Here is a 24,142-nt window from a genome sequence, read left to right on the forward strand (position 1 = left end):
AACCGCCGGACCTCTGAAAGGAGGTCCGGCGGTTCTTTTTTTGTAATAGGAGTGCAAAATCGACAAAAAGTATTAAATTATTGCGCCAAAACGCAAAAGAAAAATTGTAAACCGCGCGAGATTTTGATATGATTAAAATAACGCGATAAAATGCGGAAACGGGGGAGAAAGAAAAATGTGGCCCGGGGAACGGGCCGGTTTCCGTGTTTTGAGGAAGGAATGGAAAGAGGATGGAGTTTGTGCTGGGAACGGCGGCCTTTGCCGCCTTTTTTGCCTATGACGTGAACAGCGTCCGCCCGGTACGGCCCTGGTTCCACCGGCTGTTCGCGGTGGGCTGCGCACTGCTGGCCGCAGCCACCGGATTGCTGGTGTGGAACTGTCGGGCCATTTTTGCGTTTAACGGGCTTGTGCTGGCGCTGGCCGTGCTGGCAGTGGTGTTTTTGGCCCTGATGGTCTACACCCTGTTTTTTGCGCTGCCCTTCAGTGCCACCTATCTGGAAGAAAACGCCCCCCGCAAGGCTTACACCGGGGGAATGTATGCGCTGTGCCGCCACCCCGGCGTGCTCTGGTTCGCCGGGGCGTATCTGTGCCTGGGGCTGCTGCTGGGCACGCCCAAAGCAGCGGTGTTCGCTCTGGTCATGACCGGGCTGAACATCGCTTACGTTCTGTTTCAGGACCGTTGGACCTTCCCCCAAAGCTTTGTGAACTATGAGGAATACCGCCGCACCACGCCCTTTCTGCTGCCCACGCCGGGCAGCGCCGTGCGCTGTGTGCGGACCTGGAAAGGGGGCGCGGAGCAATGAGCCTGCAGGATAAGCTGGACCGTCAGGAGTACGACGAGGTATGGAGCCAGTATTGCGGCTTTCTGGACCTGAGCATGGAGGAATACATGGCCATTCAGCGGCGGCTGATGACCGAGCAGATTCAGCTGTGGAGCGGCTGCATGCTGGGGCAGTCCATCCTGAAGGGCAAAAAGCCCGCCACCATTGAGGAGTTCCGCCGCATGGTGCCCCTGACCAGCTACGAGGACTACGCCGACATTCTGCTGCGCAAGAACGCCAGTATGCTGCCGGACAATCCGGTCATCTGGATTCAGACCACCTGGGAGGGCGGGCGGCATCCCATCAAGCTGGCCCCCTACACCCGCAGCATGCTGGATACCTTCCGGGACAATGTGGTGGCCTGCCTGATTCTGAGCACCAGCCGCAAGAAGGGCAGCTTCAATGTGGACAAGACCGACAAGGTGCTCTACGGCCTGGCCCCGCTGCCCTATGCCACCGGCCTGTTCCCGCTGGCGCTGAACGAGGCCATCGACATCAAGTTCCTGCCCGCCGTGAAGGATGCGGTGAACATGAGCTTCAGCGAGCGCAACAAGCTGGGCTTCAAGATGGCCATGCAGCAGGACGTGGAATACTTCTTCGGCCTGGGCAGCGTGGCCTACGCGGTGAGCCAGAGCCTTTCCCAGATGGGCGGCAAGGCGAAGCTGAAGCCCGCCGATCTGCTTAAGTTCCGGCCGGATATGCTGCTGCGCATCGCCCGGGCAAAGAGCCGCTGCAAAAAGGAGAACCGGCCCTTAAAGCCCAAGGACCTGTTCCATCTGAAGGGCTTCATGGTGGCGGGCACCGACAACCGCTGCTACAAGGACGATCTGGAGGAGCTGTGGGGCGTGCGGCCCATGGAGCTGTTCGCCGGCACCGAGCCCTCCATCATCGGCACCGAGACCTGGACCCGCAACGGCATGTATTTCTTCCCGGATACCTGCTTCTATGAATTTTTGCCCATTGCCGACACCATCCGCCTGATGGACGAGCCGGACTACACCCCCCGCACCTACCTGATGGATGAGGTGGTGCCCGGCGAAATCTACGAGATTGTGCTCACGGTGCTCAAGGGCGGCGCCTTCGCCCGCTACCGGGTGGGCGATACCTACCGCTGCGTGGGGCTTTCCAGCCGGGAGGACGGCACCAGTATCCCCCGCTTTGAGTACGTGGACCGGGTGCCTGCCATCATCGACATCGCGGGCTTTACCCGCATTTCCGAGCAGGGCATCCAGAACGTGCTGGATCTCTCCGGCCTGCCGGTGGTGGGCTGGGTGGCTCTGAAGGAGTACACCGCCGAGAACCGGCCCTACTTCCATCTGTATGTGGAGGTGGAAAAGAGCGAGTTTTTGAACCGGGCGGTGAACACCCAGGTGCTGCGTGACCTGCTGACCACCTACTTCAAGTACACCGATCAGGACTACCGGGACCTGAAAAAGATCCTGGGCATGGACCCGCTGAAGGTGACCATTCTGCGCAGCGGCAGCTTTGCCGAATACTGCGCGGCCCACGGGCGGCCGCCCCGCCACATGAACCCGGACAATTACGCCATGGAGGCTCTGCTGCAGAACCAGCGCGCCGGAACCTGGCGGCCGGGCAGGAGGTGATTCCAATGGACATGTACGGATATATCTCGGCCATCGCCCTGTTCATCTACGCGGCCATTTTCCTGGTGGTGCTGGCCAGCCGAAAAACAAGGGAGCTGTGGTCCTTTCTGTGGCTGCTGGTGACCATGGTCTGCTGGGCCGGCGGCTCCATGCTCATGCGCTGGCAGGTGGCGCCCTCCTATCAGGTGTGGTACCATGTGTCCATTGCGGGCCTTTTGCTCATGGCCTGCGCCTACTACCGCTTTTTGAGCGACTTTGTGGAAAAGGCTGCCGGAATCTGGGAGAAGATTTATCTGCTGGTCATGGCGGCCATCATTGCGGTGAACGTGAAGACCGGCTTTTTCCTGGCCGCGCCCCGGCTTCTGGACCGGGGCGACGAGGTGGTGTTTGAATATACCATCACCTGGCCGGTGCTGCTGCTGTTTGTTGCGGTGGGCTGGGTCATGGCCCACAGCCTGTACCATCTGTGGAGCGCCTACCGGGAACGGCCCTCCTACCGGGGCCAGTTCAAGCCGGTGACCCAGGGCATTGTGCTCATGTTCGCCGGTCACGCGGCGCTGCTGCTGCCGGTGTTCGTGGGCTTCCCCATCGACATTCTGGCCGGTGTGGGCAACGCGCTTTTGCTGTTTTACGCGCTGGTGAAAAAGCGGCTGTTCAAGCTGCGGCTGCTGGCCTCCGAGAGCGTGTGCTACATGGTGGGCCTGATGCTCACCTTCATCCTGTTCTATAACCTCAAGCCCTACCTGATGAAGAATCTGGAGGCGCTGGTGCCCGCCGCGGGCGACTATGAGGTGATTCTGTTCGCGGTGTTCTTCTTTGTGACCGCAGGCATCTTCTCCTGGCTGTGGCGCAAGCTGGTGAACAACGTGTTCGTGCGGGAGGAGAACCGCCAGAGCGAGGCGCTGAACGAATACAGCACCGCGGTGGCCCGCCTTTTGAACGTGCAGGACATCCTGGAAAAAACCGTGGAGGTGATCCGGGAGGGGGCCAGCGTGGGTGGTGTGTACGTGTGCACCCGCAACGCGGCCACCGGCGACTATGACGCCCGCTACAGCGACCAGCCCCTGAAGGACCTTTCCTTCTCCATCCGGGCGGACAGCCCGCTGGTACGGGTGCTGCGCCGCAGCCAGTGCATCAGCTGGCGGCAGTTCGAAACCACCGTGGACTACAAGGCCATGTGGGACAGCGAGAAAAATCAGCTGCGCTACCTGCGGGTGGCGGGCGGTGTGGCGCTCACCGGCGAGGAGGGCGACATGCCCGGTCTGATTTTGGTGTCCGAGGGTCAGGGCAAGCACCGGGTCGGCGGCCAGGACATGCAGTGGATGCTGTCGGTGGCGTCGGTGGCCTCCATGGCCCTGAAAAACGCCGCCCTCTATGAGCAGGCCTACCACGAGGCACGGGTGGATGACCTGACCGGCCTTTTGAACCGCAAGCACTTTTTGCAGGTGCTGGAGGAGCAGTTTGAAACCACCCGGGAGAGCACCCTGGCTCTGATGATCGTGAACGTGGACGACTTCAAGCTGTACAACCAGCTTTACGGCCAGAAGGAGGGGGACCTGGCCCTGCGCCGCATTGCGGAGATCATCCGCAGCAGCGTGGGCGAAAATGGCTTTGTGGCCCGCTACAGCGGCAAGGAATTCGCGGTGCTGCTGCCCCGCTACGATGTGCTGGCCACCCGCACCCTGGCGGAATCCATCCGGGATCAGGTGTTCAACATGAACCGCCGCACCGTGGATCACAAGCTGAAGGTGCTCACCTTAAGCATCGGCATCAGCGCCGCCCCCTTCGACGCCTCCACCAGCCGGGAGCTGATGGACAACGCCGACATGGCGGTGTACCATGTGAAGCACAGCGGCAAGAACGGCATCGAGATCTTCCAGTCGGTGCTGCGCAAGGCGGACGGCGAGACCGAAAAGGCGGACCACGCCCACATCTACCAGGAATACGAGCAGACGGTGCTGGCCCTGATGGCGGCCATCGACGCCAAGGACCACTACACCTTCAGCCATTCCCATAACGTGGCCTACTATGCCACCTCGCTGGCGAAGGCCGCGGGCCTGAACGCGGACATGATCGAGATTGTGCGCCAGGCAGCCCTGCTGCACGACATCGGCAAGATCGGCATCCCTGAGACGGTGCTGAACAAGAACGGCAAGCTCACCGAGGAGGAGTATGAGCAGATGCAGGGCCACGTGGAGGCAGCGGTGGGCATCATCCGCTATCTGCCCGCCCTGGATTACATCATCCCGGCGGTGATCGGCCACCACGAGCGGTACGACGGCCGGGGCTATCCCCGGCGCATCGGCGGGGAGGACATTCCGCTGCTGGCGCGTATCCTCTGCATCGCCGACTCCTTCGACGCCATGACCAGCAAGCGCTGCTACAAGGAGGCTGTGAGTCTGGAGCGGGGCATCCAGATTCTCACCGAGGAGGCGGGCCGCCAGTTCGACCCAAAGCTTGTGCCGGTATTCGTGGCCGAGCTGAAGCGGGGCGGAATCCAGCTGGCCAGCCAGCGTAAGAGCGCAGGCCAATAACCCAAACTGCCCATGGCTTTTTCCCCGCCCGCAGGCGGCGGGGGAAAAGCCATTGCTGTTTTACACCAGAGGCGCAATATTTTGCCAAAAACGGAAAACCATAAGCAAGCGGCGCACCACCCGTTTGGGGTAGAATAAAAAGGGCGCCGCCGCACAAGGGAGCACCGAAAAGGAGGACCTACCATGGACAATATGACCTTTGAACAGGCCGAGCAGCTGCTCACTGCCGCCCAGAAGGACCGGATCGCCCGGTGCCTGTGGGAGGAGCTGAAGCTGCCCCAGGGGCTGAACGAGGTGGAAAAGGCCTTTGCCTTTGGCCTTTACACCTTTGTGCAGTACGAGGACAAGGGCGCGCTGCGCAGCTACTTTATGTCCGAAGCGGGACCGGCCGAGCCGGAGCAGCCCGCCCCGGCCCCCGCACCGCAGCCCAAGCCGGAACCGGCACCGAAGCCGCAGCCGGAACCGGTGCCTGCCCCGGAGCTGCCCCGGACCCGCCCGGACGCGTGTGTGGAAAACCCCGGTTTGTTGGAAAACAAACATACTGAACCGGTAGGAATAAGCTATACTCATGCCGTACCCGAAACACCGGCCCCTGCCGCCGCGCCGCTCAAGGCCGAACCGGCAGCGGGCGCAAGCAAAGGAGGACGGCCCATGTATCCCTACATTAAAAATATTCCCCACGAGCAGACCCAGGACCTGGCAGCGCTGGTGAGCGTGCAGCCGGGCCAGATCGTCAGCCGTACCCTGGCCCAGAACCCGGCGGTGAGCCTGACCCTGTTCGCCTTTGATGCGGGCGAGGAGATCAGCACCCATTCCTCCGAGGGCGACGCCATGGTGCAGGTGCTGGAGGGCGAGGGCCTGTTCACGGTGGACGGCACCGAGCACACGGTTTCGGCCGGTCAAGTGCTGGTGATGCCCGCGGGCAAGCCCCACGCGGTGTATGCGCCCCGCAGCTTCAAGATGCTGCTCACCGTGGTGTTCCCCCGCAAGGACTGAGGAACCCTTAAAAGTTGTTTTACCGCGGCCCGGCCCGGGGAAGGAGAGAGCCCTGCGCCCCGCCCGCGATAACGCCCAGCGATGGGCGGACCGATATTTATTTACCATCCAAATACAGGAGGGCACAGGCCAATGAGACAGGAATGGAAGGATTTTACCCCCGGCGTCTGGCAGAATGAGATCAACGTGCGGGACTTCATCCAGAAAAACTACACCCCCTACGAGGGCGACGAAAGCTTCTTGCAGGGCCCCACCAAGGAGACCACCGAGCTGTGGGATCAGGTGATGGACCTGACCGCCAAGGAGCGGGAGGCAGGCGGCGTGCTGGACATGGACACCCGCGTCATCTCCACCATCACCTCCCACGGTCCCGGTTATCTGGACCAGAGCAAAGAGAAGATCGTGGGCTTCCAGACCGATAAGCCCTTCAAGCGCTCGCTGCAGCCCAACGGCGGCATCCGCATGGCCATGAAGGCCTGCGAGGACAACGGCTACCATGTGGACCCGGAAGTGGTGGAGATCTACACCAAATACCGCAAGACCCACAACGAGGGTGTGTTCGACGCTTACACCCCCGAGATGCGCGCCTGCCGCTCCAGCCACATCATCACCGGTCTGCCCGACGCCTACGGCCGCGGCCGCATCATCGGCGACTACCGCCGCGTGGCCCTGTACGGTGTGGACCGCCTGATCGAGGACAAGCAGAACCAGAAGGACTCCACCCGCGTGATCATGTATTCCGACGTAATCCGTGAGCGCGAGGAGCTGAGCGAGCAGATCAAGGCCCTCAAAGAGCTGAAGGAGCTGGGCAAGATCTACGGCTTCGATATCTCCCAGCCCGCCAAGAACACCCAGGAGGCCATCCAGTGGCTGTACTTCGGCTACCTGGCCGCCGTGAAGGAGCAGAACGGCGCCGCCATGAGCCTGGGCCGCACCAGCACCTTCCTGGACATCTACGCCCAGCGCGACCTGGCCGACGGCACCTTCACCGAGAGCGAAATTCAGGAGATGGTGGACCACTTCATCATGAAGCTGCGTCTGGTCAAGTTCGCCCGTACCCCCGAGTACAACGCCCTGTTCAGCGGCGACCCCACCTGGGTCACCGAGTCCATCGGCGGCGTGGGCATCGACGGCCGGCCCCTGGTCACCAAGATGAGCTTCCGCTACCTGCACACCCTGGAGAACCTGGGCACCGCTCCCGAACCCAACATGACCGTGCTCTGGTCCACCCGGTTGCCCCTGGCCTTCAAGCGCTACTGCGCCAAGATGAGTATCGCCACCAGCTCCATCCAGTATGAGAACGATGACCTGATGCGGGTGACCCACGGCGACGACTACGCCATCGCCTGCTGCGTGTCCAGCATGCGGGTGGGCAAGGAGATGCAGTTCTTCGGCGCCCGCGCCAACCTGGCCAAGTGCCTGCTGTACGCCATCAACGGCGGTGTGGACGAGATCAGCAAGAAGCAGGTGGGTCCCCGCTTCCGTCCCATCGAGGACGAGTACCTGAACTACGAGGACGTGATGCAGCGCTTCGACGACATGATGCAGTGGCTGGCCCGGGTGTATGTGAATGCTCTGAACATTATCCATTACATGCACGACAAGTACTGCTACGAGCGCATCCAGATGGCCCTGCACGACAAGGAGGTCACCCGCTGGTTTGCCACCGGCATTGCGGGTCTGTCCGTTGTGGCTGACTCCCTGAGCGCCATCAAGTACGCCAAGGTGAAGACCATCCGGGACGAGAACAACATCGTGGTGGACTACGAGGTGGAGGGCGACTTCCCCAAGTACGGCAACGACGACGACCGTGTGGACCAGATCGCCCACGACATCGTGCACCGCTTCATGCAGCACATCAAGTCCAACCACACCTACCGCGGCGGCAAGCCCACCACCTCCATCCTGACCATCACCTCCAACGTGGTGTACGGCAAGAACACCGGCTCCACCCCGGACGGCCGTAAGGGCGGCGAGCCCTTCGCCCCCGGCGCCAATCCCATGCACCACCGCGACAGCCACGGTGCGGTGGCGTCCCTGAGCTCGGTGGCAAAGCTGCCCTTCAAGGATGCCCAGGACGGCATCTCCAACACCTTCTCCATCATCCCCGGCGCGCTGGGCAAGGAGGATCAGGTGTTCTTCGGCGAGATCGAGCTGGACATGCCTCACGACTGCGCCTGCTGCGAGCCCAACGTTGAACTGTAAGCGATAACTGCGAACAGGAAAAAAGCAAGCAATCCCCGGCGGCGGGGTACTATCTGCGCCCCGCCCCGTATTTTCAATTCCCCAAGTGAAAAGGAGTGTATTTACCATGAAGATCAGCGATTCTCAGATCGACAACCTGGTTGGCCTGCTGGACGGCTACGCCGAAAAGGGCGGCCATCACCTGAACGTGAACGTGTTCACCAAGGAGACCCTGCTGGATGCGCAGGCCCATCCCGAAAAGTACCCCCAGCTGACCGTGCGCGTGTCCGGCTACGCGGTGAACTTCAACAAGCTCACTAAGGAGCAGCAGGACGAGGTCATCAGCCGTACCTTCCACGAAGGCATGTAAGATGGAAACCGAACAAACTGCGCCGCTCACCGGGCGCATCCATTCGGTGGAAAGCTTCGGCACTGTGGACGGGCCGGGCATCCGGTTCGTGGTGTTCTTTCAGGGCTGCCCCATGCGGTGCGCCTTCTGCCACAACCCGGACACCTGGGCCTTTTCCGGCGGTCAGATGATGACCGCCGACGAATTGCTGGACCAGTACGAGAAGAACAAGAGCTTTTATAAGGGCGGCGGCATCACCGCCACCGGCGGCGAACCGCTGGCCCAGCTGCCCTTTCTCACCGAGCTGTTCCAAAAGGCAAAGCAGCGGGGCATCCACACCTGCCTGGACACCAGCGGTATCTTTTACAATGAGAAAAAGAAAGACCGGTTCGCGGACCTGTTCGCGGTCACCGATCTGGTGCTGCTGGACTTCAAGCACAGCGACGAGGCGGGCCACAAGGCCCTGACCGGCCAGCCCCAGGCCCCGGTTCTGGCCTTCGCCGCCGCGCTGGAGGCTGCGGGTGTGCCCATGGTGGCCCGTCATGTGGTGGTGCCCGGCCGCACCGACGGCGAAGAGCACCTGCACCGGCTGGGCCGGATGCTGGGTGGCTACCGGAACCTGAAGGGGCTGGAGGTGCTGCCCTACCATACCATGGGCGTGAACAAATACAAGGCCCTGGGCCTTGACTACCCCCTGGAAGGGGTGCCCGCCCTGGAAAAGGCAGCCGCCGCCAGCGCCCGGCAGATTCTGCTGGACGAGATCCGCGCCGTGCGCACCGGCCGGCAAACCCCCTGAGCTTTATTCAGAAACAGAAAACTCCCCCGCTTGCAGCGTTTGCCGCAGGCGGGGGAGTTTTTGTTTTGTGATTGATTCAGGGGCATTGCAGCCGCAGGCCCCGGCGCTGGGTGTAGTATTCCAGTGCGTCCCGCACTGTTTTTTCCGGCCAGCCGGTGGCCTCCGCCAGCTGCCAGGGCTCGGTGTAGCCGTCCGCCACCAGTTCCTGCAATTCCGAAAAGGGCAGGTAATGCTCGTAGTGCCAGCGGTTGGCTCGGTCCTCGTGCTGGGCCACCAGCTCGAAGGGGCTGTGCACCGCGTGGGTGGCTCCGGTGGCGCAGTGGCCCACCTCGTGGGCCAGCGCGGCGGCGTAGTCCGCCATGGTCTCGAACTGGTCAAAGTCCAGAAAAATGCCGTAGCGGCCGTCCATTTCCAGGGTGGCGGCGTCTGCAAAGCCGATGGAATAGGGAATCAGCGCCACGCCCAGACGGCGCGCGTCCTGATAAATTGTTGCCAATGATACCATGCGGCCCTCCCGGCGGTCAGTTTCCGCTGCCATGCTGCTGGGCCAGCTTGAACAGACGCGCCATTTCCAGTAATTTTTGCTTGTTTTCCTCGGTCAGGTCCTTGCTCTCGTTGTGCAAGGCATAGGTGAAGTCGTCGAAGGTGACGGTGGGCATGCCGTACAGATAGTTCATGTCCACCCCGAACAGGGCCGCGATGGCCTCCATGGTGGCGGTGTCCGGTTCCCGCTCGCCCCGCTCATACATGCTGATGGCGCTGCGGCTGATGCCCAGGCGCTCGGCCAGCTGGGGCTGGGTAAGCCCCTTCTGCAGCCGAAGCTGCTTTAAGATGGATGCAAATTGACCCATACGATCGACTCCTTTCCGGTTTCTGTATTGATAATAGCACGAAATGTGGATTTTGTAAAGAAAATATCCACAAAGGGTGTTGACACGATTCGTGAATTGATGTAGAATAAAGCCACCGAACAAACCGGAATATTTTTCCATAAAATCCGGATCGGTGTATTTTTTTATTTTATAAAGACACGAAACGTGGCTTTATAAAAATTATTTATTATACCACAAAAAGTGCCCGATAACTCGGGCCGCAAAGGAGGGCGATGCGGTGGGAAACTGGCAGGGCCTCGGGCCGAACCGGGGCCGATTTGTGAACGGGGCCGACGGCTTTGCCGTCGCCTGCCGGGGCTGCGGCATCCTGCAATGGGATGAGCGGGCGGCAGAGGCGGTGGAGTTCAGGGCCATGCTGGTGGAATGGTATTTTTCGGGCAACTGGATCTGGAAGGAGGACGAGCATGAACACGAAATGGACCTGGCGGGGCTGCGCGCGCTGCCAATGGAAGCGGGACGGCGAGGGCAACTGCCTTTTGCCGGTGTGTATGAAGCAGGTGTACAGAGGGAGGAAAAAGCGGAATGAACAGCAGAGCCGAGACCTTGGAGTTTTTGCGCAGTTATCAGACCCAGCTGCACGAGGCGCGTCTGGTGAGCGAGCAGCTGCGGGAGCTGGAGGCGGTGATCACCCGGATCACACCCTACCTTGGCCAGGGGGTGCAGGTGGTGCGGGGGCCGAATCTGCATAAGCTGGAGCAGAGCGTGGAGCGGCTGGAAGCGCTGCGGGGCGAATTGGCCCAAAAGCTGGACGCGGCGGCCAAGGCCCAGGCCCGGGTGGTGGTGGCCATCGAGCTGCTGGAGGACGAGCGCACCCGCCAGATGATGCGGGCACGCTATCTGCTGAACAAGACCTGGCCGGACATCAGCCGTATGCTGGACACCGACGAGCGCTGGCTGCGCCGCCAGCACGAGCGGGCGCTGAAGTGCCTCAGCCTGCAGGGCATCGCCCCGGCGGCATGAAAACGGCGAAAAGCCCGGATGAAACCCCAAATTGACCCTTGAAAAGCCCGGAAAAAAGTGAAAATTGACCCTTGGAAAGCCCGGTTCGACCCGTGCTATCCTGTATCATGAGGAAAGTAGGCGGCGGGGCCCGGAACATAAACCGGGCTCCCCGCCTTTTTCCATCCCATTTTTACAGGAAAGGAGTGTGAGTGCCGATGGCCGCGCGCAAAAAAGAGGACCCCGCCCAGCGGCTGCGCCAGGAGCTGATGGCCATTGCCATGGGGGAAAAGGCCTACCCGGAATACGGCAAGAACGGCGAGGAGATGATGCAGCTGCCCAGCCTTGCCAGCCGGATGAAGGCCATGGAGATGCTGGCAAAGCTGCTGGATGCCCCGGCGGTGGAGCCTGCGCCCCGGGTGGTGCTGGTGGATGACATCCAGTGAACGCCGGGCGCTGGGCGGGCTGATCGCCCCGGCCTTCCACGAGGCCCACAAGGCGGTGCGCCGGGGGCAGGTGGGGGAGCTGGTGCTCACCGGCGGGCGGGGCAGCGCCAAAAGCAGCTGTGCGGCCATTGAGCTGCTGGTGCAGCTGCTGCGCCACCCGGACTGCCATGCCGTCGCCCTGCGCCGGGTGGGCCGGACCCTGCGCACCAGCGTGTGGAGCCAGCTGCTCTGGGCGCTGGAGCGGATGGGTCTGGACGGGGAATTCGAGCCCAACCTGAGCCGGATGGAGCTGGTGCGAAAAACCACCGGCCAGTGCGTCTGGTGCTTCGGGCTGGACGACGCGGCCAAGCTGAAGAGCATCAAGCCCCCCTTCGGGTACATCGGGGCGGTCTGGTTCGAGGAGCTGGATCAGTTCTCCGGCCCGGACCAGGTGCGCAGCGCTGAGCAGAGCCTTTTGCGGGGCCAGGGGCAGAGCCTTGTAATCAAGAGCTTCAACCCGCCCCCGCTGCCCTCCAGCTGGGTCAACCGGTATGTGCGCCAGCCGAAGCCCGGCATGCTGGTGGTCCATTCCGACTACCGAAGCCTGCCGCCCCACTGGCTGGGCGAGCGCTTTTTGCAGGAGGCCGAGCACCTGCGGCTGACCAACGAGCGGGCCTACCGCCACGAATACCTGGGCCAGGTGGTGGGCAGCGGCAGTCTGGTGTTCGAGAATGTGAAGCTGATCCCCATCCGGGAGGAGGAGATCGCCCGGCTGGAACGGCGATACCACGGGGTGGACTGGGGCTGGTTCCCGGACCCCTGGGCCTTCAACAGCTGCGGCTACGACGCCGCCCGGCGGGTGCTGTACATCTTCGACGAGGCCACCCGCCGCCGCACCTCCAACGCGGACACCGCCCGTATCCTGCTGGAAAAGGGCGTCTGCGCGGGGGACAGCGAGACCCTCATTGCGGACAGCGCCGAGGAGAAAAGCTGCCGGGATTACCGGTCCATGGGCCTGCCCTGCCGGGGTGCGGAAAAGGGGCCCGGCAGCGTGAAGGCGGGCATGAAGTGGCTGCAAAGCCTGGCGGAAATCCGCATCGACCCGGCCCGCTGCCCGGACACCGCCAAGGAGTTCAGCGAGTATGAGTACGACCGGGACCGCTCCAGCGGCCAGGTGCTGGAGGGCTACCCGGACCGGGACAATCACCACATCGACGCGGTGCGCTATGCCACCAGCCGCATCTGGCGGCGGGCGGGGGGCTGAGCCGTGCCGGAAAAACAGGAAAGGAGAGAACAAATGCGCAAAATGAAGGAATGGTTCTGGCGGTGCTTTCTGCCGGAGTGGGCGCGGGACCAGCTGATGCGGGAGAACGCGGCCCTGCGGGCCAGAGAGGACCGGCTGAACCGGGAGATCGAGCGGCTGGAGGCCTACATCCAGGGCATGCAGGCAGGGGTGCGGGCCCGCAACCGGCTGGCCGCCCGCAGCTGGGAGGTGGAGGAATGAGCGTGTTCGGCGCCGCGCTGGGGCGGCAGATCAGCAGCTTTGCCCAGGCCTACCCCGGCGCGCGGGACTGCACCACCGCCGCCATGAACGCCGCCATTGAGGACTGGTTCCGCCTTTACTTTGACCGGGAGGTGACCGACGAGGAAGACCCCTGCCAGCGGCTGCCCTACACGGTGGTGAGCAAGCTGAGCCGCAGCTGCTTTGCCGAGTACCGGGCCGTCGCCGACGGGGGCGAGCCCTTTGTGGCCGGGGTGCTGGCCGGGCTGGAAACGGTGCGCCGCAAGGCCATGCAGCTGGCCCTGATCGGGGGCGAGGCCTGGCTCAAGCCGGTGCCGGGGCCCGGGGGCTTTGCTTTTTCGGTGATGCGGCGGGACATGGTCACGGTGCTGGGCCGCTCGCCGGACGGCGAGGCTACCGCCCTGGGCAGCGCGGAGCTGACCATGGAAAACGGCAAGTTTTATACCCTTCTGGAGCGCCGCAGTCTGGACGAGGCGGGCCGTCTGGTGATCGAGAACAAGCTGTTTTGCAGCTGGGACGGCCAGAGCATCGGCACGCCGGTGAGCCTTTCCGCCCTGCCCCGGTATGCGGCGCTGGAGCCCAAGGCGGTGGTGGGCGACGTGGGCGGTCTCGGCCTTGTGAGCCTGCGCCTGCCGCTGGAAAACTGCGTGGACGGCAGCCCCGACCCGGTGAGCGTTTACGCCGCGGCGGCGGGGCTGATCCACAACATCAACCGGAACGAGCGCCAGCTGGACCGGGAGTTCGACCACGGCGAGAGCAGGGTGTTCGCCTCGGCGGACCTGCTGGACAAGCGAAAAAACGGCCGCCCGGTGCTGCCCCCCGGTCTCTTCGTGGGCATCGACGACGACATCGCCAACACCGGCGTGACCGTGTTCGCCCCCGCCCTGCGGCAGGAGAGCTTTCTGGCCCGCAAGCGAGAGTACCTGCGCAATCTGGAAAGCCTGATCGGCTTAAAGCGGGGCATTCTGGGCGAGGTGGAGGCTGCACAGCGCACCGCCACCGAGGTGACCAGCAGCCAGGGCGACTACAGCCTGACCATCCAGGAGCTGCAGCAGCTGTGGGAGAGCGCGGTGCGCCGGGCGGTGGCCCTCTGCGGCAGGCTGGGCAGGATGTACCGGATTCCCGGCGCCTTCCAGCCGGATCCGGCGCGGGCGGTACGCATCGACTGGGGCAACGGCGTTCTGTTCGATAAGGACAGGGAATGGGCCGACACCATGCAGCTGGTGAACGCCGGGCTGCTGAAGCCGGAGATCGCCCTGGCCTGGAAATACAGTCTGCCCTGGGAGACCGACGAGGACCTGGCCCGGGTACGCCGGCGGCTGATGCCCGAGGCAAAGGCCCCAAACGATTCATGAAAAAAGGCTTGCAGGTTTCGCAAAGAACCGCAGGCCTTTTGTTTTGCCCGAAACCCTGAAAAAAGAAAGGAGAACACAATGCAGGAATGGCTGAAGGAGCTGCTGGGCGAGGCCTACACCCCCCAGCTGGAGGAATCGCTGACCGCCGCGCTTGCCCAGCGCTTTGTGAACAGGGAGGAGCTGGACACCCGGCAGGCCAGATGGAAGACCGAGCTGGAGACCGCCCGCGCCCAGGCCGCCGACTGGAAGCAGCAGGCCGAGCAGGCCCGCAAGTCGGCGGAGGAGCAGGTGGCAGCGGCCCGCTTTGACGCGGCACTGAACACCGCCATCGGCAGGGCGGGCGGCCGCAGTGAAAAGGCCATCCGGGCCCTGCTGGACCTGGACAGCCTGCGCACCAGTGCCGACCCGGAGGGAGCCATCGCTGCCGCGCTGGAGCAGCTGGAGCAGGAAAACGGCTATCTCTTCGGCGGCATCACTCCGCCCCCCTACGCGGCGGGTACCGGTGCGGGCGCGCCCGGCGGCGAGCCGGATGAGCTGCTGCGCCGGGCCTTCGGGCTGGGCCGTGTCTGACCGGAGAACACCGGGGCCCCGGGGGCCTCCCGCGTTTTTGCCCCGCTGTTTTATGAAGCTTGAAATAAACAATTCGTATATATCAAGGAGGAAAATACACTATGGCTAACAAGATTACCACCGCAGGCAAATTCATCCCTCTGCTGGACGAGGTGTACCGCACCGTGTCCCTCACCGCCAAGCTGGACGGCCCCGAGGAGCTGGTGCGCCAGGGCGCCAACGCCAACGAGCTGATCATCCCCATGATCGAGCTGCAGGGCCTGGGCGACTACGACCGCAACAGCGGTTATGTGTCCGGCGACGTGACCCTGACCAACGAGACCGTGAAGTGCAACTTCGACCGGGGCCGCATGTTCACCGTGGACAACATGGACGACGCGGACAGTGCCGGCATCGCCTTCGGCCGTCTGGCGGGCGAGTTCATCCGCACCAAGGTGGCCCCCGAGCTGGACGCCTTCCGCTTCGCCAGCTACGCCTCCAAGGAGGGCGTGACCCAGAAGGAGGAGACCCTCGATGATGGCGCGGCGGTGCTGGCCGCTCTGCGCGTTGCCACCAACGCCATGGACGAGGCCGAGGTGCCCATGGAGGACCGCCACCTCTTCATCACCCCCACCCTGGACGGCATGATCGCTGATCTGGACACCACCAAGAGCCGGGAGATTCTGTCCCGCTTTGCCAGCAAGACCCTGGTGCCCCAGACCCGCTTCTACACCGCCATCGACCAGAAGGACGGCCACACCGGCGGCCAGGAGGCGGGCGGCTACGCCAAGGCGGACGACGGCAAGGAGCTGAACTTCATGGTCATCTACAAGCCCGCCCTGATCCAGTTTGAAAAGCACGTGGCTCCCAAGATCGTGACCCCCGACCAGAACCAGGAGGCGGACGCCTACAAGTACGGCTACCGCAACGTGGGCGTGGCCGACGTGTACAAAAACAAGCTGGCCGGCGTGTACGCCAGCCACAAGTCCGCCTGAGCCTATGGTGGAGTACGCATTTTACCGGGACGTTTGGGCCGGTGAGATGACCGAGCAGGAGTTCGCGGCGGCCGAGCGGGCCGCCGCGGCTCAGCTGGGGCGCTATAAGCGCATCTACCGGGTAACGGCCCCGGAAGAAAACAGTGAGGCCCTGGCGGTGTGCGCCATGGCCGAGGCGATCCACTTTTATGAAGCGGCGGAAAACGGCCAGCTGCTGGCCGGGATGCAGCTGGGCAGCCTGAGCCAGACCAGCGCCGCCCCCGCGCCGGATCTGAGCCCCGCTGCCAAAAGCCGGGAGCTCTACCGCTGCGCCGGGCTGTATCTGGACATCCGGCGGGATGAACAGGGGGTGGCGGCATGCGGCTGACCGGGGGCTTGCCGGATTATCGCTTCTGCACCCACACCGCCACGGTGTATCACGCGGTGTTCCGGCCGGAATTTTCCTGCCGCCGCACGGTGCTGAAGGGAGTCTATCTGGATGAGCGGGATTCCGGCGGGGCGGATTCCATCGGCTCCACCGGCCAGCGGTACTGCTTTTTGCTGGCGCCCTGCGGCGGGCAGTGGCCCGCCTGGCGGCCCGGCGGCGAGGGCGCGCAGCCGGGGGAGAACTGGTTTTCGCTGGAGCCGGGGGACCGGGTGCTGCCCGGCGAGGGCCCGGAAATCGAGACGGCGGACCAGTGGCGGGCCTTTGTGCCCGCGGCGGTGCCGGGCCTTGCGGTGATCCGTGAGGTGGCGGCCAAGCGGCTGGGCGGCCGGGTGCGCCACGTGGAGGCCCAGACCGAATGGTACAAAAAATGGTAAAGGAGGGAAACAGCATGCTGGAACAGCTGCGCGAATGGCTGGAAGGCTGGCCCGGCTGGGACAGCACACCGGAAATCGCCATCGACGGGCTGGACCTGGCGAGCGGCGCGGTGTCGCTGCGGCCGGGCGGCGCGTCCGAGAGCAGTTTTCAGGGGAACATCCTGGGCGGGGGCCGGCTTTCCACCAGCTACCGGTTCTGGCTGGAGCTGCGGCTGGAAAAGCCGGTGGGCGACCCCGGCGCGGGGCTGCACAACGCGGCTCTGGTGCTGGCCTTGCAGGACTGGGTGAACACCCAGAACGCCCGGGGCCGGGTGCCCCTGCTTTTTGAATCCGGCCGCCAGAGCCTGCGGGCGCTGGGAGCCGGGCTGCAGCAGGCCGGGCCGGATGGCCTTGCCCGCTACCGGCTGGAGCTGGTGGCGGAACACATCACCGAACTGAAAGGAGAAACAGATGGAGAAGAACAAGAAGATTGAGCGCAAGTGGATGGCCCACTACATCGACGCCGCCGAGCCCGGCGCGCTGGAGGGCAGCCCCAATTATGTGCGGCTGGGCAAGGACCTGGAGGAGTACAGCCCCGAGCTGAGCGCCAACGTGGAAAAGACCCGGAACATTCTGGGGGAAAGCACCACCCTGGTGACCAGCTACGAGAAGAGCGGCAGCGTGGAGACCTACTACGCGGTGGTGGGTGACCCCCTGTTCGAGCGGCTGCAGGGCATCGTGGACGAGTGCAAGGTCCTGGACGGCTGCAACACCACCGTGGTGGAGGTGCACATGTGGGAAGAGGAGGACCCGGAAAGCGGCTTCCCCGCCGTGAAGGACGACGCGGTCATCGAGGTGAGCAGCTACGGCGGCGACGCCAATGGCTACCAGATCCCCTTCAACATCCATTACAAGGGTGCGCCGGTGAAGGGCCACTTTAAGGCGGACACCAAGACCTTTACCCCGGCCGAGGAGTAAGCCGTTCAATCACTCCGCCCGGGCCGGGAAGCAGTGGCCCGGGCGGTTTTTTACAGCAATGCAGAACAGGGAGGAATACAAATGCAGGAATTGAACATCGACACCGGCGTGCGGGAATATCGGATCAACGGCGGCGGGGTGCTGCGCTTCAACCCCAGCGACCCCAACGTGTACAGCCGGTTTTTGCAGGCGGCGGACCGGATCGCCGCCATTGAACAGGAAATGGCCGAAGAGGGCCGCGCGGCCCAGGCCACCGGCCAGAAGGCTTTGGAGCTGTTGGCAAAGGCCGACCGGTCGGTGAAGGAGGTGCTGGCCTGGGTGTTCGGCGAGGAAAACGACTTCGACCGGCTGCTGGGCGGCGTGAACCTGATGGCGGTGGCCGCCAACGGCGAGCGGGTGGTGACCAATCTGTTCGCGGCGCTGCAGCCCCAGGTGCAGGCCGGGGCCGAGGCCTTTCTGAGCGCGAAGGCCCAGGCCCTTGCCGCCGCCGCGGATGCCCGGGAGGCGGCCCGGCTGGAGGCGGCACGGTGACCGGCTGGGACCTGCCCGAGGCGCTGGAGATCGCCGGGCGCAGCGAGCCCATCCGGGCGGACTTCCGGGAGGTGCTGGAGGTTATCCGCCTGCTGGACGATGCCGACGAACCGCCCGAGGCGCGGGCCTTTCTGGGCATGGGGGTGTTTTACCGGAAGTTTGCCGCCCTGCCCCCGGCGCTGCGCGGGCAGGCCATGGAGGCCATGCTCCGGTTTCTGGCGGGCGGTGAAGAGGACAGCGGCCCCGCCGGTCCCCGGCTGCTGGACTGGCAGCAGGATCTGCCCCTGATCGTGGCGGACGTGAACAAGGCGGCCGGGTGCGAGATCCGGGCGCTGCCCTTCGTGCACTGGTGGACCTTCCTGGCCTGGTTCGGGGCCATCGGGGAGGGGCAGCTGTCCGCCGTGGTGGCCATTCGGGACAAGCTGCGCCGGGGCAAAAAGCTGGAGGGCTGGGAGCGGGAATTTTATCAGCGCAACCGGGCCCGGGTGGACCTGAAGCCCCGCTACACCCCTGAGGATCTGGCCGAGCGGGAGCGGCTGAACCGGCTGCTGAAGGATTGAGAAAGGAGGGAAACGAATGGACAAGCAAACGACCTGGCTGGACCTGCTGGTGGGCGACGCAAAGCAGGCCGAGCGGGACACCCGCAGCACCGTGATGAAGCTGGCGGCGGATTATCGAAAATTGGGGCTGGACCAGTCCGCCGCGCTGCGGCTGGCCTGGCAGCAGGTGAAGGCCGCGCAGGACGAGGCCGCAACCAGCGCCGGGCAGCTGTTGCAGGTGATGCAGGGGCAGCTGGGTGGGCTGGGGCAGGTGCTGGCGGGCTTTGCCGAGGGGCTGCGCAAAATCGGCGAGGGGGTGCGCTGGCTGCTGTTCGGCGACGGGGCCGATTCGGCCGACGCGCTGGCCCAAAGCAGCCGGGCCGCCGCCAAGGGCCAGCAGACCCTGACCAAAAGCACCAAGGCAGCCGCCAAGGCGGTGGCCCGCACGGTGCTGGGCATCGACGAGCTGAACCTGGTGCAGCAGCAGGCAAGCATCGGGGGCGGTTCCTCTTCCGGCAGCAGCACCGGCGGCACGGCGGGCGAAGAGGTGGACGAGGCCCGGAAAAAATGGATCGGCCTTGTGAACCTGCTCCGCCCGGTGCTGGACGAAGTGAACCGGCTGTTCGCCCCCAGCATCGCGGCCTGGGGCAAGGCCTTCGGTCAGCTGGCCCGGGCCGCCCAGAGCGCCTGGGCCCTCATCCGGGACAGCGCCCTGGAATTGTGGGACACCGCCCTGCGTCCGCTGGGGGAGTATCTGCTGGGGGAGTTCATCCCCAATATCGTGAACGCCTTTTCCGAGACCTTCGCCCCCATCGTGGGCGCGGTGGGCGAGCTTTTTCTGGAGCAGTTCGCCCGGAACTTCTCGCTGGGCTGCCAGCTGGTGGGCGACGCCATCCAGAATTATCTGATGCCGCTGCTGGGCTTTTTGCAGCAGGTGGTGCAGGATATGCTGGCCGCGGTGAGCGAGGCCTGGGCGGTGTACGGCCAGCCCATTCTGGACCGGCTGGCCCAGGGCTTTGAGCAGCTGCGGAACTGGGTGCAGACGCTCTATTACGAGCTGTTGTGCCCGGTGCTGGATGAGCTGATGGCCCGGCTGCAGGAGCTGTGGGAGGAGCATCTGGCCCCTTTGTGGGAAAACCTGACCCTTTTGTTCGGCGCGGTGATGGAGCTGATCGCCATTTTGTGGACCGAGGCCCTTCTGCCGCTTTTGCAGAACATCACCGATACCTTCGCGCCGCTGGTGGCCGGGGCGGTGCAGTATGTTGTGGACTGCTTTTTTAACGGTCTGGGAACCATCGCCAAGGTGGCGGACGGCATTGCCGGCGTGCTGCGCGGGCTGTGCGAGTTCGTAAGCGGTGTGTTCACCGGCGACTGGGACCGGGCCTGGCACGGCCTGAGCGACATCTTTGAAAGCGTGTGGGACACCATGGTCGGCGTGGCAAAGCAGGGGGTGAACGGCATCATCGACCTGGTGAACGCCATGCTGCGGGCACTGACTGGCGGCATGAACGCGGTGATCGACCGGCTGAACGGCATCGGGGTGGAGATCCCCTCCTGGGTGCCGGACTACGGCGGCCAGCGCTTTGGCGTGAACCTGCCCCGGGTGCCGGAATACCAGATTCCCCGGCTGGCAAAGGGCGCGGTGCTGCCCGCCAACCGGCCATTCCTGGCGGTGGTGGGCGACCAGCGGCGGGGCACCAACGTGGAGGCCCCGCTGGAGACCATCCGCCAGGCGGTGGCGGACGTGCTGGGCGGCGCGGGCGCGGCCCAGCTGTATGTGAGCCAGCCCATCGAGGTGAAGCTGGACGGTCAGGTGCTGTACCGCGCCATGGCGAAGATCGAGGCCAACCGGGGCGCGCGCATCGGCGGCGCCTTCGCCGAGGCCTATTGACCAGGATGCAGGAAAGGAGGTGGTGCCTATGGAGGGGCAGGCCCCGGCAGGGGAGAAGCAGGACCGAATGAAACCCAAACAAATCAAACAACAAAAATCAGACAACGAAAAGGAGAACTGAATTATGGCTATGAATACCGGCGTTTATCCCGTATACGAAAACAAGTTTTAAGGCAGCACTGCACAATTCCAGGTGGTGGAGTGCGCCGGAAAATTTTTTGTGATATGAACCAAAAAGCACAGACAAGCCTTGGTGGCTTGGCGAGCATTTTTGGAAAATAGCACGGAAAATTTTGGCGTGATACGCCGCCTGAGCCGTTAGGCGTGAATTGTGCAGTGTTGCCTTTGATCGGCACCAATGGCCGTGCAAGTGAAGAGGGCGATATGGTCACCATTGCCGAGCTGGAAACCTTTGAGGTGAGCATCGACGGCAACACCGTGGAGTGGAGCCCCATGGAGAGGGGCTGACTCGGAATAGGGCAGCGCTGCCCACGGACTGGCGATTTTGTGCAACTGACTGCGTCAAAACGGCTCGACAACCACCAAGGGTGCCTTCGCCGTTTTTCCTTGCATTTGCAGCAAAATCGCCGGGCCGTGGGTGCTTTGCAGTTTTGGCGCCGGGGTTTGGATGCAGAGGCCATTGAAGCGGGCGCGCGGAATACTTGGTGTATTTCCAAGCCCGCTGCGATGCGCCTATGCGCCAAACCCCTAAGCCAAAACCAGTGCCGCCCTGTTCCGAGCCAGCCATGGGCTGGCTGCGCCGAATGGTGACCGGCAAAGCACTGACCATTACCCTCACCGGCAAGCGCTGCCTGGGCGATGCGGGCAACGATTACGTTGCCCAGAGCGCCTGGACCACCGGCGACGGCTGCGCCAGCAAGTTTGAGTGGGAGTTCCCCAGCGGCGCAAAGCTGGCCTTCGACTGCGTGCTGAACGTGACCAACCCCGGCGGCGGCGAGAGCCGCGACGTGGCCATTCTGGAGGTGGAAGTGATGAGCGGCGGCAAGCCCACCTTCACCCCTGCACTGGAAGGCTGACCGGCAGCCTGAGGAAAATCGAAAACGCCCGGGGGCCATCTGCCCCCGGGCACTGATTGAAAAAGGAGTGTAAAACAAATGGCAAAACTGTATACCCTGGACGAAAAGCTGCTCACCGACGCCCCGGAGATCCGGGTAAAGGACAAGCTGTACCCGGTGGACAACCGGCAGAAAACCGTGCGCAAGCTGATGCAGATCAACACCGACCAGATGGACGGCAGCCAGGTGAGCGAGCAGATGGACCAGACCCTGAAGCTGGCCCTGGGCGAGAAAGCCTTTGCGGAGATCGACAAGATGGACCTGCCCTTCCCCGCTTATCAGAAGCTGTTCGAGCTGGTGATGGCGGCCATGACCGGCGAGGAGGAGCAGGCGATGGAGCAGCGATTTCAGCAGGCAAAGCACAGCGCCCGGGCCTGAGTGGTATGACCTGGAATTCGACGCGCTGCTGATCGAGCAGAGCATCGCCAAGCAATATGGGGTGCTGCCCCATTTGCAGGGGGAGCTGAGCTGGCCGGAGTGGAGCAAGCTGGTGAGCGGCCTGATGGACGACACCCCTCTGGGCCGGGTGGTGGCGGTGCGCAGCGAGCGGGACCGAAAAATGCTGGAAAAATTCACCCCACAGCAACGGAAAATGCGCAGCGAGTGGGCAGCGTTCCGGGCCAGAAAGGCAGCCAAAGCCTTTACCGGCGAGCAGCTGCGCCGCCAGATGGACGATCTGGAGCAGATGATGGCAAAGGCATTCGGCAGCTGACGGCAGGCAGAAAAAAGCCGCTCCCCGCAAAAAAGCGGGGAGCGGCAAAACAGGCGAAAATTATAAATTCAGCAGCTGCTTTTTCTTGGCGTCGAATTCTTCCTGGGTGATGGCGCCAAGGTCAAGCAGGCTTTTCAGATTCTTGATGGCTTCTGTGATCTGGTCCATGTTATCGGCGGGATTGGTCTGGATGGGGGCCGTGGTTTCCTGTTCCGGCTGTGCATAGCGAAGCTCGTCAACTGCTTTTTTCAAACGTTCCACAACCGCCAGTTCATCGTGAATCACAAAAACGATGTTCCGGCCGTTTACACGCAGATATGCTTCTTTGGGGTCGGTATCGTAGTACACATCTGTGATGTCGTCTGCGGAGATTTCTTGAAGCGAGGAATTTTCTTTTGACCAAGCAAAAAAGAAAATCCGCAAACTAGTGATAACGAGGATTCCGTAAATTTTATTTGAGTTGTTGCAGGTAAAATCTTGTGAGTGAGAAGAAAAAATATGGATAGGGAGTTTGCTTGCCGCTAGAAGCTCCTCGGCGTTGACCAATTGGGAGACACAGGCATCGTATTCAGAACGAAAAGGAGTATAGAGTTCCTTTGTGAGTTTGAAAAGCAAAGAGTTTTTTCGAACAGAAAGCGACTGATTAATTGCGTCGAGAAGTGTCACAATAAATTCCTCCCATCCAAAGAAAGCTGGGTATGATGGATTCAGTATATCACAATGCTCGTTGAACAACAAGGAAAAGCATGGAAAGCCAAATTGATTGGCGGTTGGAATTGCTCTGAATAAGGAGATGATGCCTATGAGCGCGGCGGCGTAAAAAGAAAAAGCCCCCTTTGGAACAAAGGGGGCGGAAAACGAAGGGAGGGTGATAGTCACAAGCCCAGCAGCTGCTTTTTCTTCGCGTCGAATTCTTCCTGGGTAATGGCGCCAAGGTCAAGCAGGCTTTTCAGATTCTTGATGGCTTCTGTGATCTGGTCCATGTTATCGGCGGGATTGGTCTGGATGGGGGCAGCGGCTTCCGGCTCGGGTTGTGCATATCGAAGCTCATCAACGGCTTTTTTCAGCCGCTCCACAACCAGTAGTTCATCGTGAACTACAAAAACAACATTCCGCCCGTTTACGCGCAGATATGCTTCTTTAGGGTCGGTATCGTAGTACACATCTGTGATGTCGTCTGCGGAGATTTCATAAAAAGAGTGGTTTCCATCGTAATACTTGGAAAAAAGAATTCGACAATTGCTTACAACCAATATTCCACGCTGCCCTGAACCGGCAGAGTATGGATAAGCAATACGTCCAGCAGGGCAAACATTAACGGGCATGTATACTGCGGTTTTTATTTTTTCATCTGGAAGAAGCAAGGGGACACATGCGTCGTAAGCATTAGGCAAAGGCCGATAGTTTGTCTGCATGAGTTTGAATGCCAAGCTTTTACGGCGGAGATCACAAGTTTCGTTCAAGAAATCAATCAGTTCCACAAGAAGCCCTCCTCAAAGTGCTTGTATTGAATTCAGTATATCACATGCGAAACAGAATTCAACGTGTTGATAAGGACCAAAAAGAAATGAGAGGTGAAAATTTGATTTGGCAAATGCATCGGATATTAAATTAGTAAATAGGCTTCTGGAACTCCAGGCCAAAATAAATGATGAAGTAGCATCTTCCTTTGA

Annotated in this window: 30 protein-coding genes; 26 read left to right on the forward strand and 4 right to left on the reverse strand. The window is 62.4% G+C overall.

Annotated features, from left to right (window positions below):
* The first annotated feature begins 230 nt into the window (after positions 1–230).
* From PH256_RS09595 to pflA, 7 genes are all read left to right on the forward strand, one after another.
* Positions 231–803, forward strand: a complete 573-nt coding sequence (locus tag PH256_RS09595; RefSeq protein ID WP_270913961.1) for a methyltransferase family protein — start codon at positions 231–233, stop codon at positions 801–803.
* On the forward strand, positions 800–2,425 hold the full coding sequence (locus PH256_RS09600; protein WP_087183839.1) for a GH3 family domain-containing protein: 1,626 nt from the start codon (positions 800–802) through the stop codon (positions 2,423–2,425). Before PH256_RS09595 ends, PH256_RS09600 begins: the two co-directional genes overlap by 4 nt.
* Positions 2,426–2,430: 5 nt before the next feature.
* Positions 2,431–4,959 (forward strand): HD domain-containing phosphohydrolase, encoded by a 2,529-nt coding sequence (locus tag PH256_RS09605; RefSeq protein ID WP_270913963.1) that lies wholly within the window; start codon positions 2,431–2,433, stop codon positions 4,957–4,959.
* A gap of 183 nt (positions 4,960–5,142) precedes the next feature.
* Positions 5,143–5,955, forward strand: a complete 813-nt coding sequence (locus PH256_RS15340; RefSeq protein WP_442866659.1) for a cupin domain-containing protein — start codon at positions 5,143–5,145, stop codon at positions 5,953–5,955.
* Between the two features lie 132 nt (positions 5,956–6,087).
* On the forward strand, positions 6,088–8,160 hold the full coding sequence (pflB, locus tag PH256_RS09615) for a formate C-acetyltransferase (RefSeq protein ID WP_270913964.1): 2,073 nt from the start codon (positions 6,088–6,090) through the stop codon (positions 8,158–8,160).
* A 106-nt stretch (positions 8,161–8,266) separates the two neighbouring features.
* Positions 8,267–8,509 (forward strand): autonomous glycyl radical cofactor GrcA3, encoded by a 243-nt coding sequence (grcA3, locus tag PH256_RS09620; protein WP_058964204.1) that lies wholly within the window; start codon positions 8,267–8,269, stop codon positions 8,507–8,509.
* 1 nt (position 8,510) lies between these two features.
* Positions 8,511–9,284 (forward strand): pyruvate formate-lyase-activating protein, encoded by a 774-nt coding sequence (pflA, locus tag PH256_RS09625; protein WP_270913965.1) that lies wholly within the window; start codon positions 8,511–8,513, stop codon positions 9,282–9,284.
* A gap of 76 nt (positions 9,285–9,360) precedes the next feature.
* On the opposite strand, the gene PH256_RS09630 is transcribed toward pflA, so the two are convergent.
* Both PH256_RS09630 and PH256_RS09635 read right to left on the reverse strand, forming a co-directional pair.
* Positions 9,361–9,789 carry an ImmA/IrrE family metallo-endopeptidase gene (locus tag PH256_RS09630; RefSeq protein WP_270913966.1) on the reverse strand — a complete coding sequence of 143 codons (429 nt, stop codon included), beginning with the start codon at positions 9,787–9,789 and terminating at the stop codon, positions 9,361–9,363.
* A gap of 16 nt (positions 9,790–9,805) precedes the next feature.
* Entirely contained in the window at positions 9,806–10,135 is a 330-nt protein-coding gene (locus PH256_RS09635; RefSeq protein WP_087183834.1) for a helix-turn-helix domain-containing protein, read from the reverse strand.
* A 259-nt stretch (positions 10,136–10,394) separates the two neighbouring features.
* Here PH256_RS09635 and PH256_RS09640 point away from each other — a divergent pair, with 259 nt between their 5' ends.
* The 19 genes from PH256_RS09640 (at position 10,395) to PH256_RS09730 (ending at position 22,469) form a co-directional block, all read left to right on the forward strand.
* Positions 10,395–10,703 carry a hypothetical protein gene (locus PH256_RS09640; RefSeq protein WP_270913967.1) on the forward strand — a complete coding sequence of 103 codons (309 nt, stop codon included), beginning with the start codon at positions 10,395–10,397 and terminating at the stop codon, positions 10,701–10,703.
* The gene (locus PH256_RS09645) at positions 10,700–11,137 is read left to right on the forward strand and encodes a hypothetical protein (protein WP_270913968.1); all 438 of its coding nucleotides are present in this window, start codon (positions 10,700–10,702) and stop codon (positions 11,135–11,137) included. Before PH256_RS09640 ends, PH256_RS09645 begins: the two co-directional genes overlap by 4 nt.
* Positions 11,138–11,334: 197 nt before the next feature.
* Entirely contained in the window at positions 11,335–11,562 is a 228-nt protein-coding gene (locus tag PH256_RS09650) for a hypothetical protein (RefSeq protein WP_270913969.1), read from the forward strand.
* Positions 11,549–12,805, forward strand: a complete 1,257-nt coding sequence (locus PH256_RS09655; RefSeq protein WP_270913971.1) for a PBSX family phage terminase large subunit — start codon at positions 11,549–11,551, stop codon at positions 12,803–12,805. Before PH256_RS09650 ends, PH256_RS09655 begins: the two co-directional genes overlap by 14 nt.
* Positions 12,806–12,838: 33 nt before the next feature.
* Positions 12,839–13,045 (forward strand): hypothetical protein, encoded by a 207-nt coding sequence (locus PH256_RS09660; RefSeq protein ID WP_270913972.1) that lies wholly within the window; start codon positions 12,839–12,841, stop codon positions 13,043–13,045.
* A complete protein-coding gene (locus tag PH256_RS09665; protein WP_270913974.1) occupies positions 13,042–14,418 on the forward strand; it encodes a hypothetical protein in 1,377 nt (458 codons plus the stop codon). The genes PH256_RS09660 and PH256_RS09665 overlap by 4 nt, the downstream gene beginning before the upstream one ends.
* Before the next feature lie 78 nt (positions 14,419–14,496).
* Complete coding sequence (locus PH256_RS09670; RefSeq protein WP_270913975.1) at positions 14,497–14,988, forward strand: phage scaffolding protein; 492 nt, start codon at positions 14,497–14,499, stop codon at positions 14,986–14,988.
* Between the two features lie 101 nt (positions 14,989–15,089).
* Positions 15,090–15,962 carry a hypothetical protein gene (locus tag PH256_RS09675; RefSeq protein ID WP_270913976.1) on the forward strand — a complete coding sequence of 291 codons (873 nt, stop codon included), beginning with the start codon at positions 15,090–15,092 and terminating at the stop codon, positions 15,960–15,962.
* A 4-nt stretch (positions 15,963–15,966) separates the two neighbouring features.
* Positions 15,967–16,329 carry a hypothetical protein gene (locus PH256_RS09680; protein ID WP_270913977.1) on the forward strand — a complete coding sequence of 121 codons (363 nt, stop codon included), beginning with the start codon at positions 15,967–15,969 and terminating at the stop codon, positions 16,327–16,329.
* A complete protein-coding gene (locus tag PH256_RS09685) occupies positions 16,320–16,763 on the forward strand; it encodes a hypothetical protein (RefSeq protein WP_270913978.1) in 444 nt (147 codons plus the stop codon). The genes PH256_RS09680 and PH256_RS09685 overlap by 10 nt, the downstream gene beginning before the upstream one ends.
* Before the next feature lie 14 nt (positions 16,764–16,777).
* Positions 16,778–17,236 (forward strand): hypothetical protein, encoded by a 459-nt coding sequence (locus PH256_RS09690; protein ID WP_270913979.1) that lies wholly within the window; start codon positions 16,778–16,780, stop codon positions 17,234–17,236.
* On the forward strand, positions 17,214–17,720 hold the full coding sequence (locus PH256_RS09695) for a hypothetical protein (RefSeq protein WP_270913980.1): 507 nt from the start codon (positions 17,214–17,216) through the stop codon (positions 17,718–17,720). Before PH256_RS09690 ends, PH256_RS09695 begins: the two co-directional genes overlap by 23 nt.
* An 81-nt stretch (positions 17,721–17,801) precedes the next feature.
* Positions 17,802–18,251, forward strand: coding sequence for a hypothetical protein (locus PH256_RS09700; RefSeq protein ID WP_270913981.1), 450 nt, complete (start codon positions 17,802–17,804; stop codon positions 18,249–18,251).
* Complete coding sequence (locus PH256_RS09705) at positions 18,248–18,811, forward strand: Gp15 family bacteriophage protein (protein ID WP_270913982.1); 564 nt, start codon at positions 18,248–18,250, stop codon at positions 18,809–18,811. The genes PH256_RS09700 and PH256_RS09705 overlap by 4 nt, the downstream gene beginning before the upstream one ends.
* Before the next feature lie 16 nt (positions 18,812–18,827).
* Complete coding sequence (locus tag PH256_RS09710; RefSeq protein ID WP_270913983.1) at positions 18,828–20,681, forward strand: phage tail protein; 1,854 nt, start codon at positions 18,828–18,830, stop codon at positions 20,679–20,681.
* 336 nt (positions 20,682–21,017) lie between these two features.
* Positions 21,018–21,149, forward strand: coding sequence for a hypothetical protein (locus PH256_RS09715; RefSeq protein ID WP_270913984.1), 132 nt, complete (start codon positions 21,018–21,020; stop codon positions 21,147–21,149).
* A gap of 278 nt (positions 21,150–21,427) precedes the next feature.
* Positions 21,428–21,718, forward strand: coding sequence for a phage tail tube protein (locus tag PH256_RS09720; protein WP_270913985.1), 291 nt, complete (start codon positions 21,428–21,430; stop codon positions 21,716–21,718).
* 78 nt (positions 21,719–21,796) lie between these two features.
* A complete protein-coding gene (locus tag PH256_RS09725; RefSeq protein WP_270913986.1) occupies positions 21,797–22,135 on the forward strand; it encodes a hypothetical protein in 339 nt (112 codons plus the stop codon).
* 43 nt (positions 22,136–22,178) lie between these two features.
* A complete protein-coding gene (locus PH256_RS09730) occupies positions 22,179–22,469 on the forward strand; it encodes a Gp15 family bacteriophage protein (protein ID WP_242962257.1) in 291 nt (96 codons plus the stop codon).
* 60 nt (positions 22,470–22,529) lie between these two features.
* Here PH256_RS09730 and PH256_RS09735 read toward each other — a convergent pair whose 3' ends face one another.
* Positions 22,530–23,348 (reverse strand): SHOCT domain-containing protein, encoded by an 819-nt coding sequence (locus tag PH256_RS09735; RefSeq protein ID WP_270913987.1) that lies wholly within the window; start codon positions 23,346–23,348, stop codon positions 22,530–22,532.
* Positions 23,345–23,950, reverse strand: a complete 606-nt coding sequence (locus tag PH256_RS09740) for an SHOCT domain-containing protein (protein ID WP_270913988.1) — start codon at positions 23,948–23,950, stop codon at positions 23,345–23,347. Before PH256_RS09740 ends, PH256_RS09735 begins: the two co-directional genes overlap by 4 nt.
* Positions 23,951–24,142: the final 192 nt, after the last annotated feature.

Source organism: Allofournierella sp. CML151, from assembly GCF_027853465.1.
In the GTDB taxonomy this organism is placed as follows: Bacteria; Bacillota; Clostridia; order Oscillospirales; family Ruminococcaceae; genus Allofournierella.

Bases quoted from the DNA above. Each gene is read 5' to 3' on its own strand.
- grcA3 (WP_058964204.1), top strand. From the start codon at position 8,267: ATGAAGATCAGCGATTCTCAGATCGACAACCTGGTTGGCCTGCTGGAC.
- PH256_RS09630 (WP_270913966.1), bottom strand. From the start codon at position 9,789: ATGGTATCATTGGCAACAATTTATCAGGACGCGCGCCGTCTGGGCGTG.
- PH256_RS09670 (WP_270913975.1), top strand. From the start codon at position 14,497: ATGCAGGAATGGCTGAAGGAGCTGCTGGGCGAGGCCTACACCCCCCAG.
- PH256_RS09595 (WP_270913961.1), top strand. From the start codon at position 231: ATGGAGTTTGTGCTGGGAACGGCGGCCTTTGCCGCCTTTTTTGCCTAT.
- PH256_RS09695 (WP_270913980.1), top strand. From the start codon at position 17,214: ATGGAGAAGAACAAGAAGATTGAGCGCAAGTGGATGGCCCACTACATC.
- PH256_RS09685 (WP_270913978.1), top strand. From the start codon at position 16,320: ATGCGGCTGACCGGGGGCTTGCCGGATTATCGCTTCTGCACCCACACC.
- PH256_RS09690 (WP_270913979.1), top strand. From the start codon at position 16,778: ATGCTGGAACAGCTGCGCGAATGGCTGGAAGGCTGGCCCGGCTGGGAC.
- PH256_RS09700 (WP_270913981.1), top strand. From the start codon at position 17,802: ATGCAGGAATTGAACATCGACACCGGCGTGCGGGAATATCGGATCAAC.
- pflB (WP_270913964.1), top strand. From the start codon at position 6,088: ATGAGACAGGAATGGAAGGATTTTACCCCCGGCGTCTGGCAGAATGAG.
- PH256_RS09600 (WP_087183839.1), top strand. From the start codon at position 800: ATGAGCCTGCAGGATAAGCTGGACCGTCAGGAGTACGACGAGGTATGG.
- PH256_RS09635 (WP_087183834.1), bottom strand. From the start codon at position 10,135: ATGGGTCAATTTGCATCCATCTTAAAGCAGCTTCGGCTGCAGAAGGGG.
- PH256_RS09650 (WP_270913969.1), top strand. From the start codon at position 11,335: ATGGCCGCGCGCAAAAAAGAGGACCCCGCCCAGCGGCTGCGCCAGGAG.
- PH256_RS09655 (WP_270913971.1), top strand. From the start codon at position 11,549: ATGACATCCAGTGAACGCCGGGCGCTGGGCGGGCTGATCGCCCCGGCC.
- pflA (WP_270913965.1), top strand. From the start codon at position 8,511: ATGGAAACCGAACAAACTGCGCCGCTCACCGGGCGCATCCATTCGGTG.
- PH256_RS15340 (WP_442866659.1), top strand. From the start codon at position 5,143: ATGGACAATATGACCTTTGAACAGGCCGAGCAGCTGCTCACTGCCGCC.
- PH256_RS09710 (WP_270913983.1), top strand. From the start codon at position 18,828: ATGGACAAGCAAACGACCTGGCTGGACCTGCTGGTGGGCGACGCAAAG.
- PH256_RS09605 (WP_270913963.1), top strand. From the start codon at position 2,431: ATGGACATGTACGGATATATCTCGGCCATCGCCCTGTTCATCTACGCG.
- PH256_RS09675 (WP_270913976.1), top strand. From the start codon at position 15,090: ATGGCTAACAAGATTACCACCGCAGGCAAATTCATCCCTCTGCTGGAC.
- PH256_RS09665 (WP_270913974.1), top strand. From the start codon at position 13,042: ATGAGCGTGTTCGGCGCCGCGCTGGGGCGGCAGATCAGCAGCTTTGCC.
- PH256_RS09680 (WP_270913977.1), top strand. From the start codon at position 15,967: ATGGTGGAGTACGCATTTTACCGGGACGTTTGGGCCGGTGAGATGACC.
- PH256_RS09720 (WP_270913985.1), top strand. From the start codon at position 21,428: ATGGGCTGGCTGCGCCGAATGGTGACCGGCAAAGCACTGACCATTACC.
- PH256_RS09660 (WP_270913972.1), top strand. From the start codon at position 12,839: ATGCGCAAAATGAAGGAATGGTTCTGGCGGTGCTTTCTGCCGGAGTGG.
- PH256_RS09645 (WP_270913968.1), top strand. From the start codon at position 10,700: ATGAACAGCAGAGCCGAGACCTTGGAGTTTTTGCGCAGTTATCAGACC.
- PH256_RS09725 (WP_270913986.1), top strand. From the start codon at position 21,797: ATGGCAAAACTGTATACCCTGGACGAAAAGCTGCTCACCGACGCCCCG.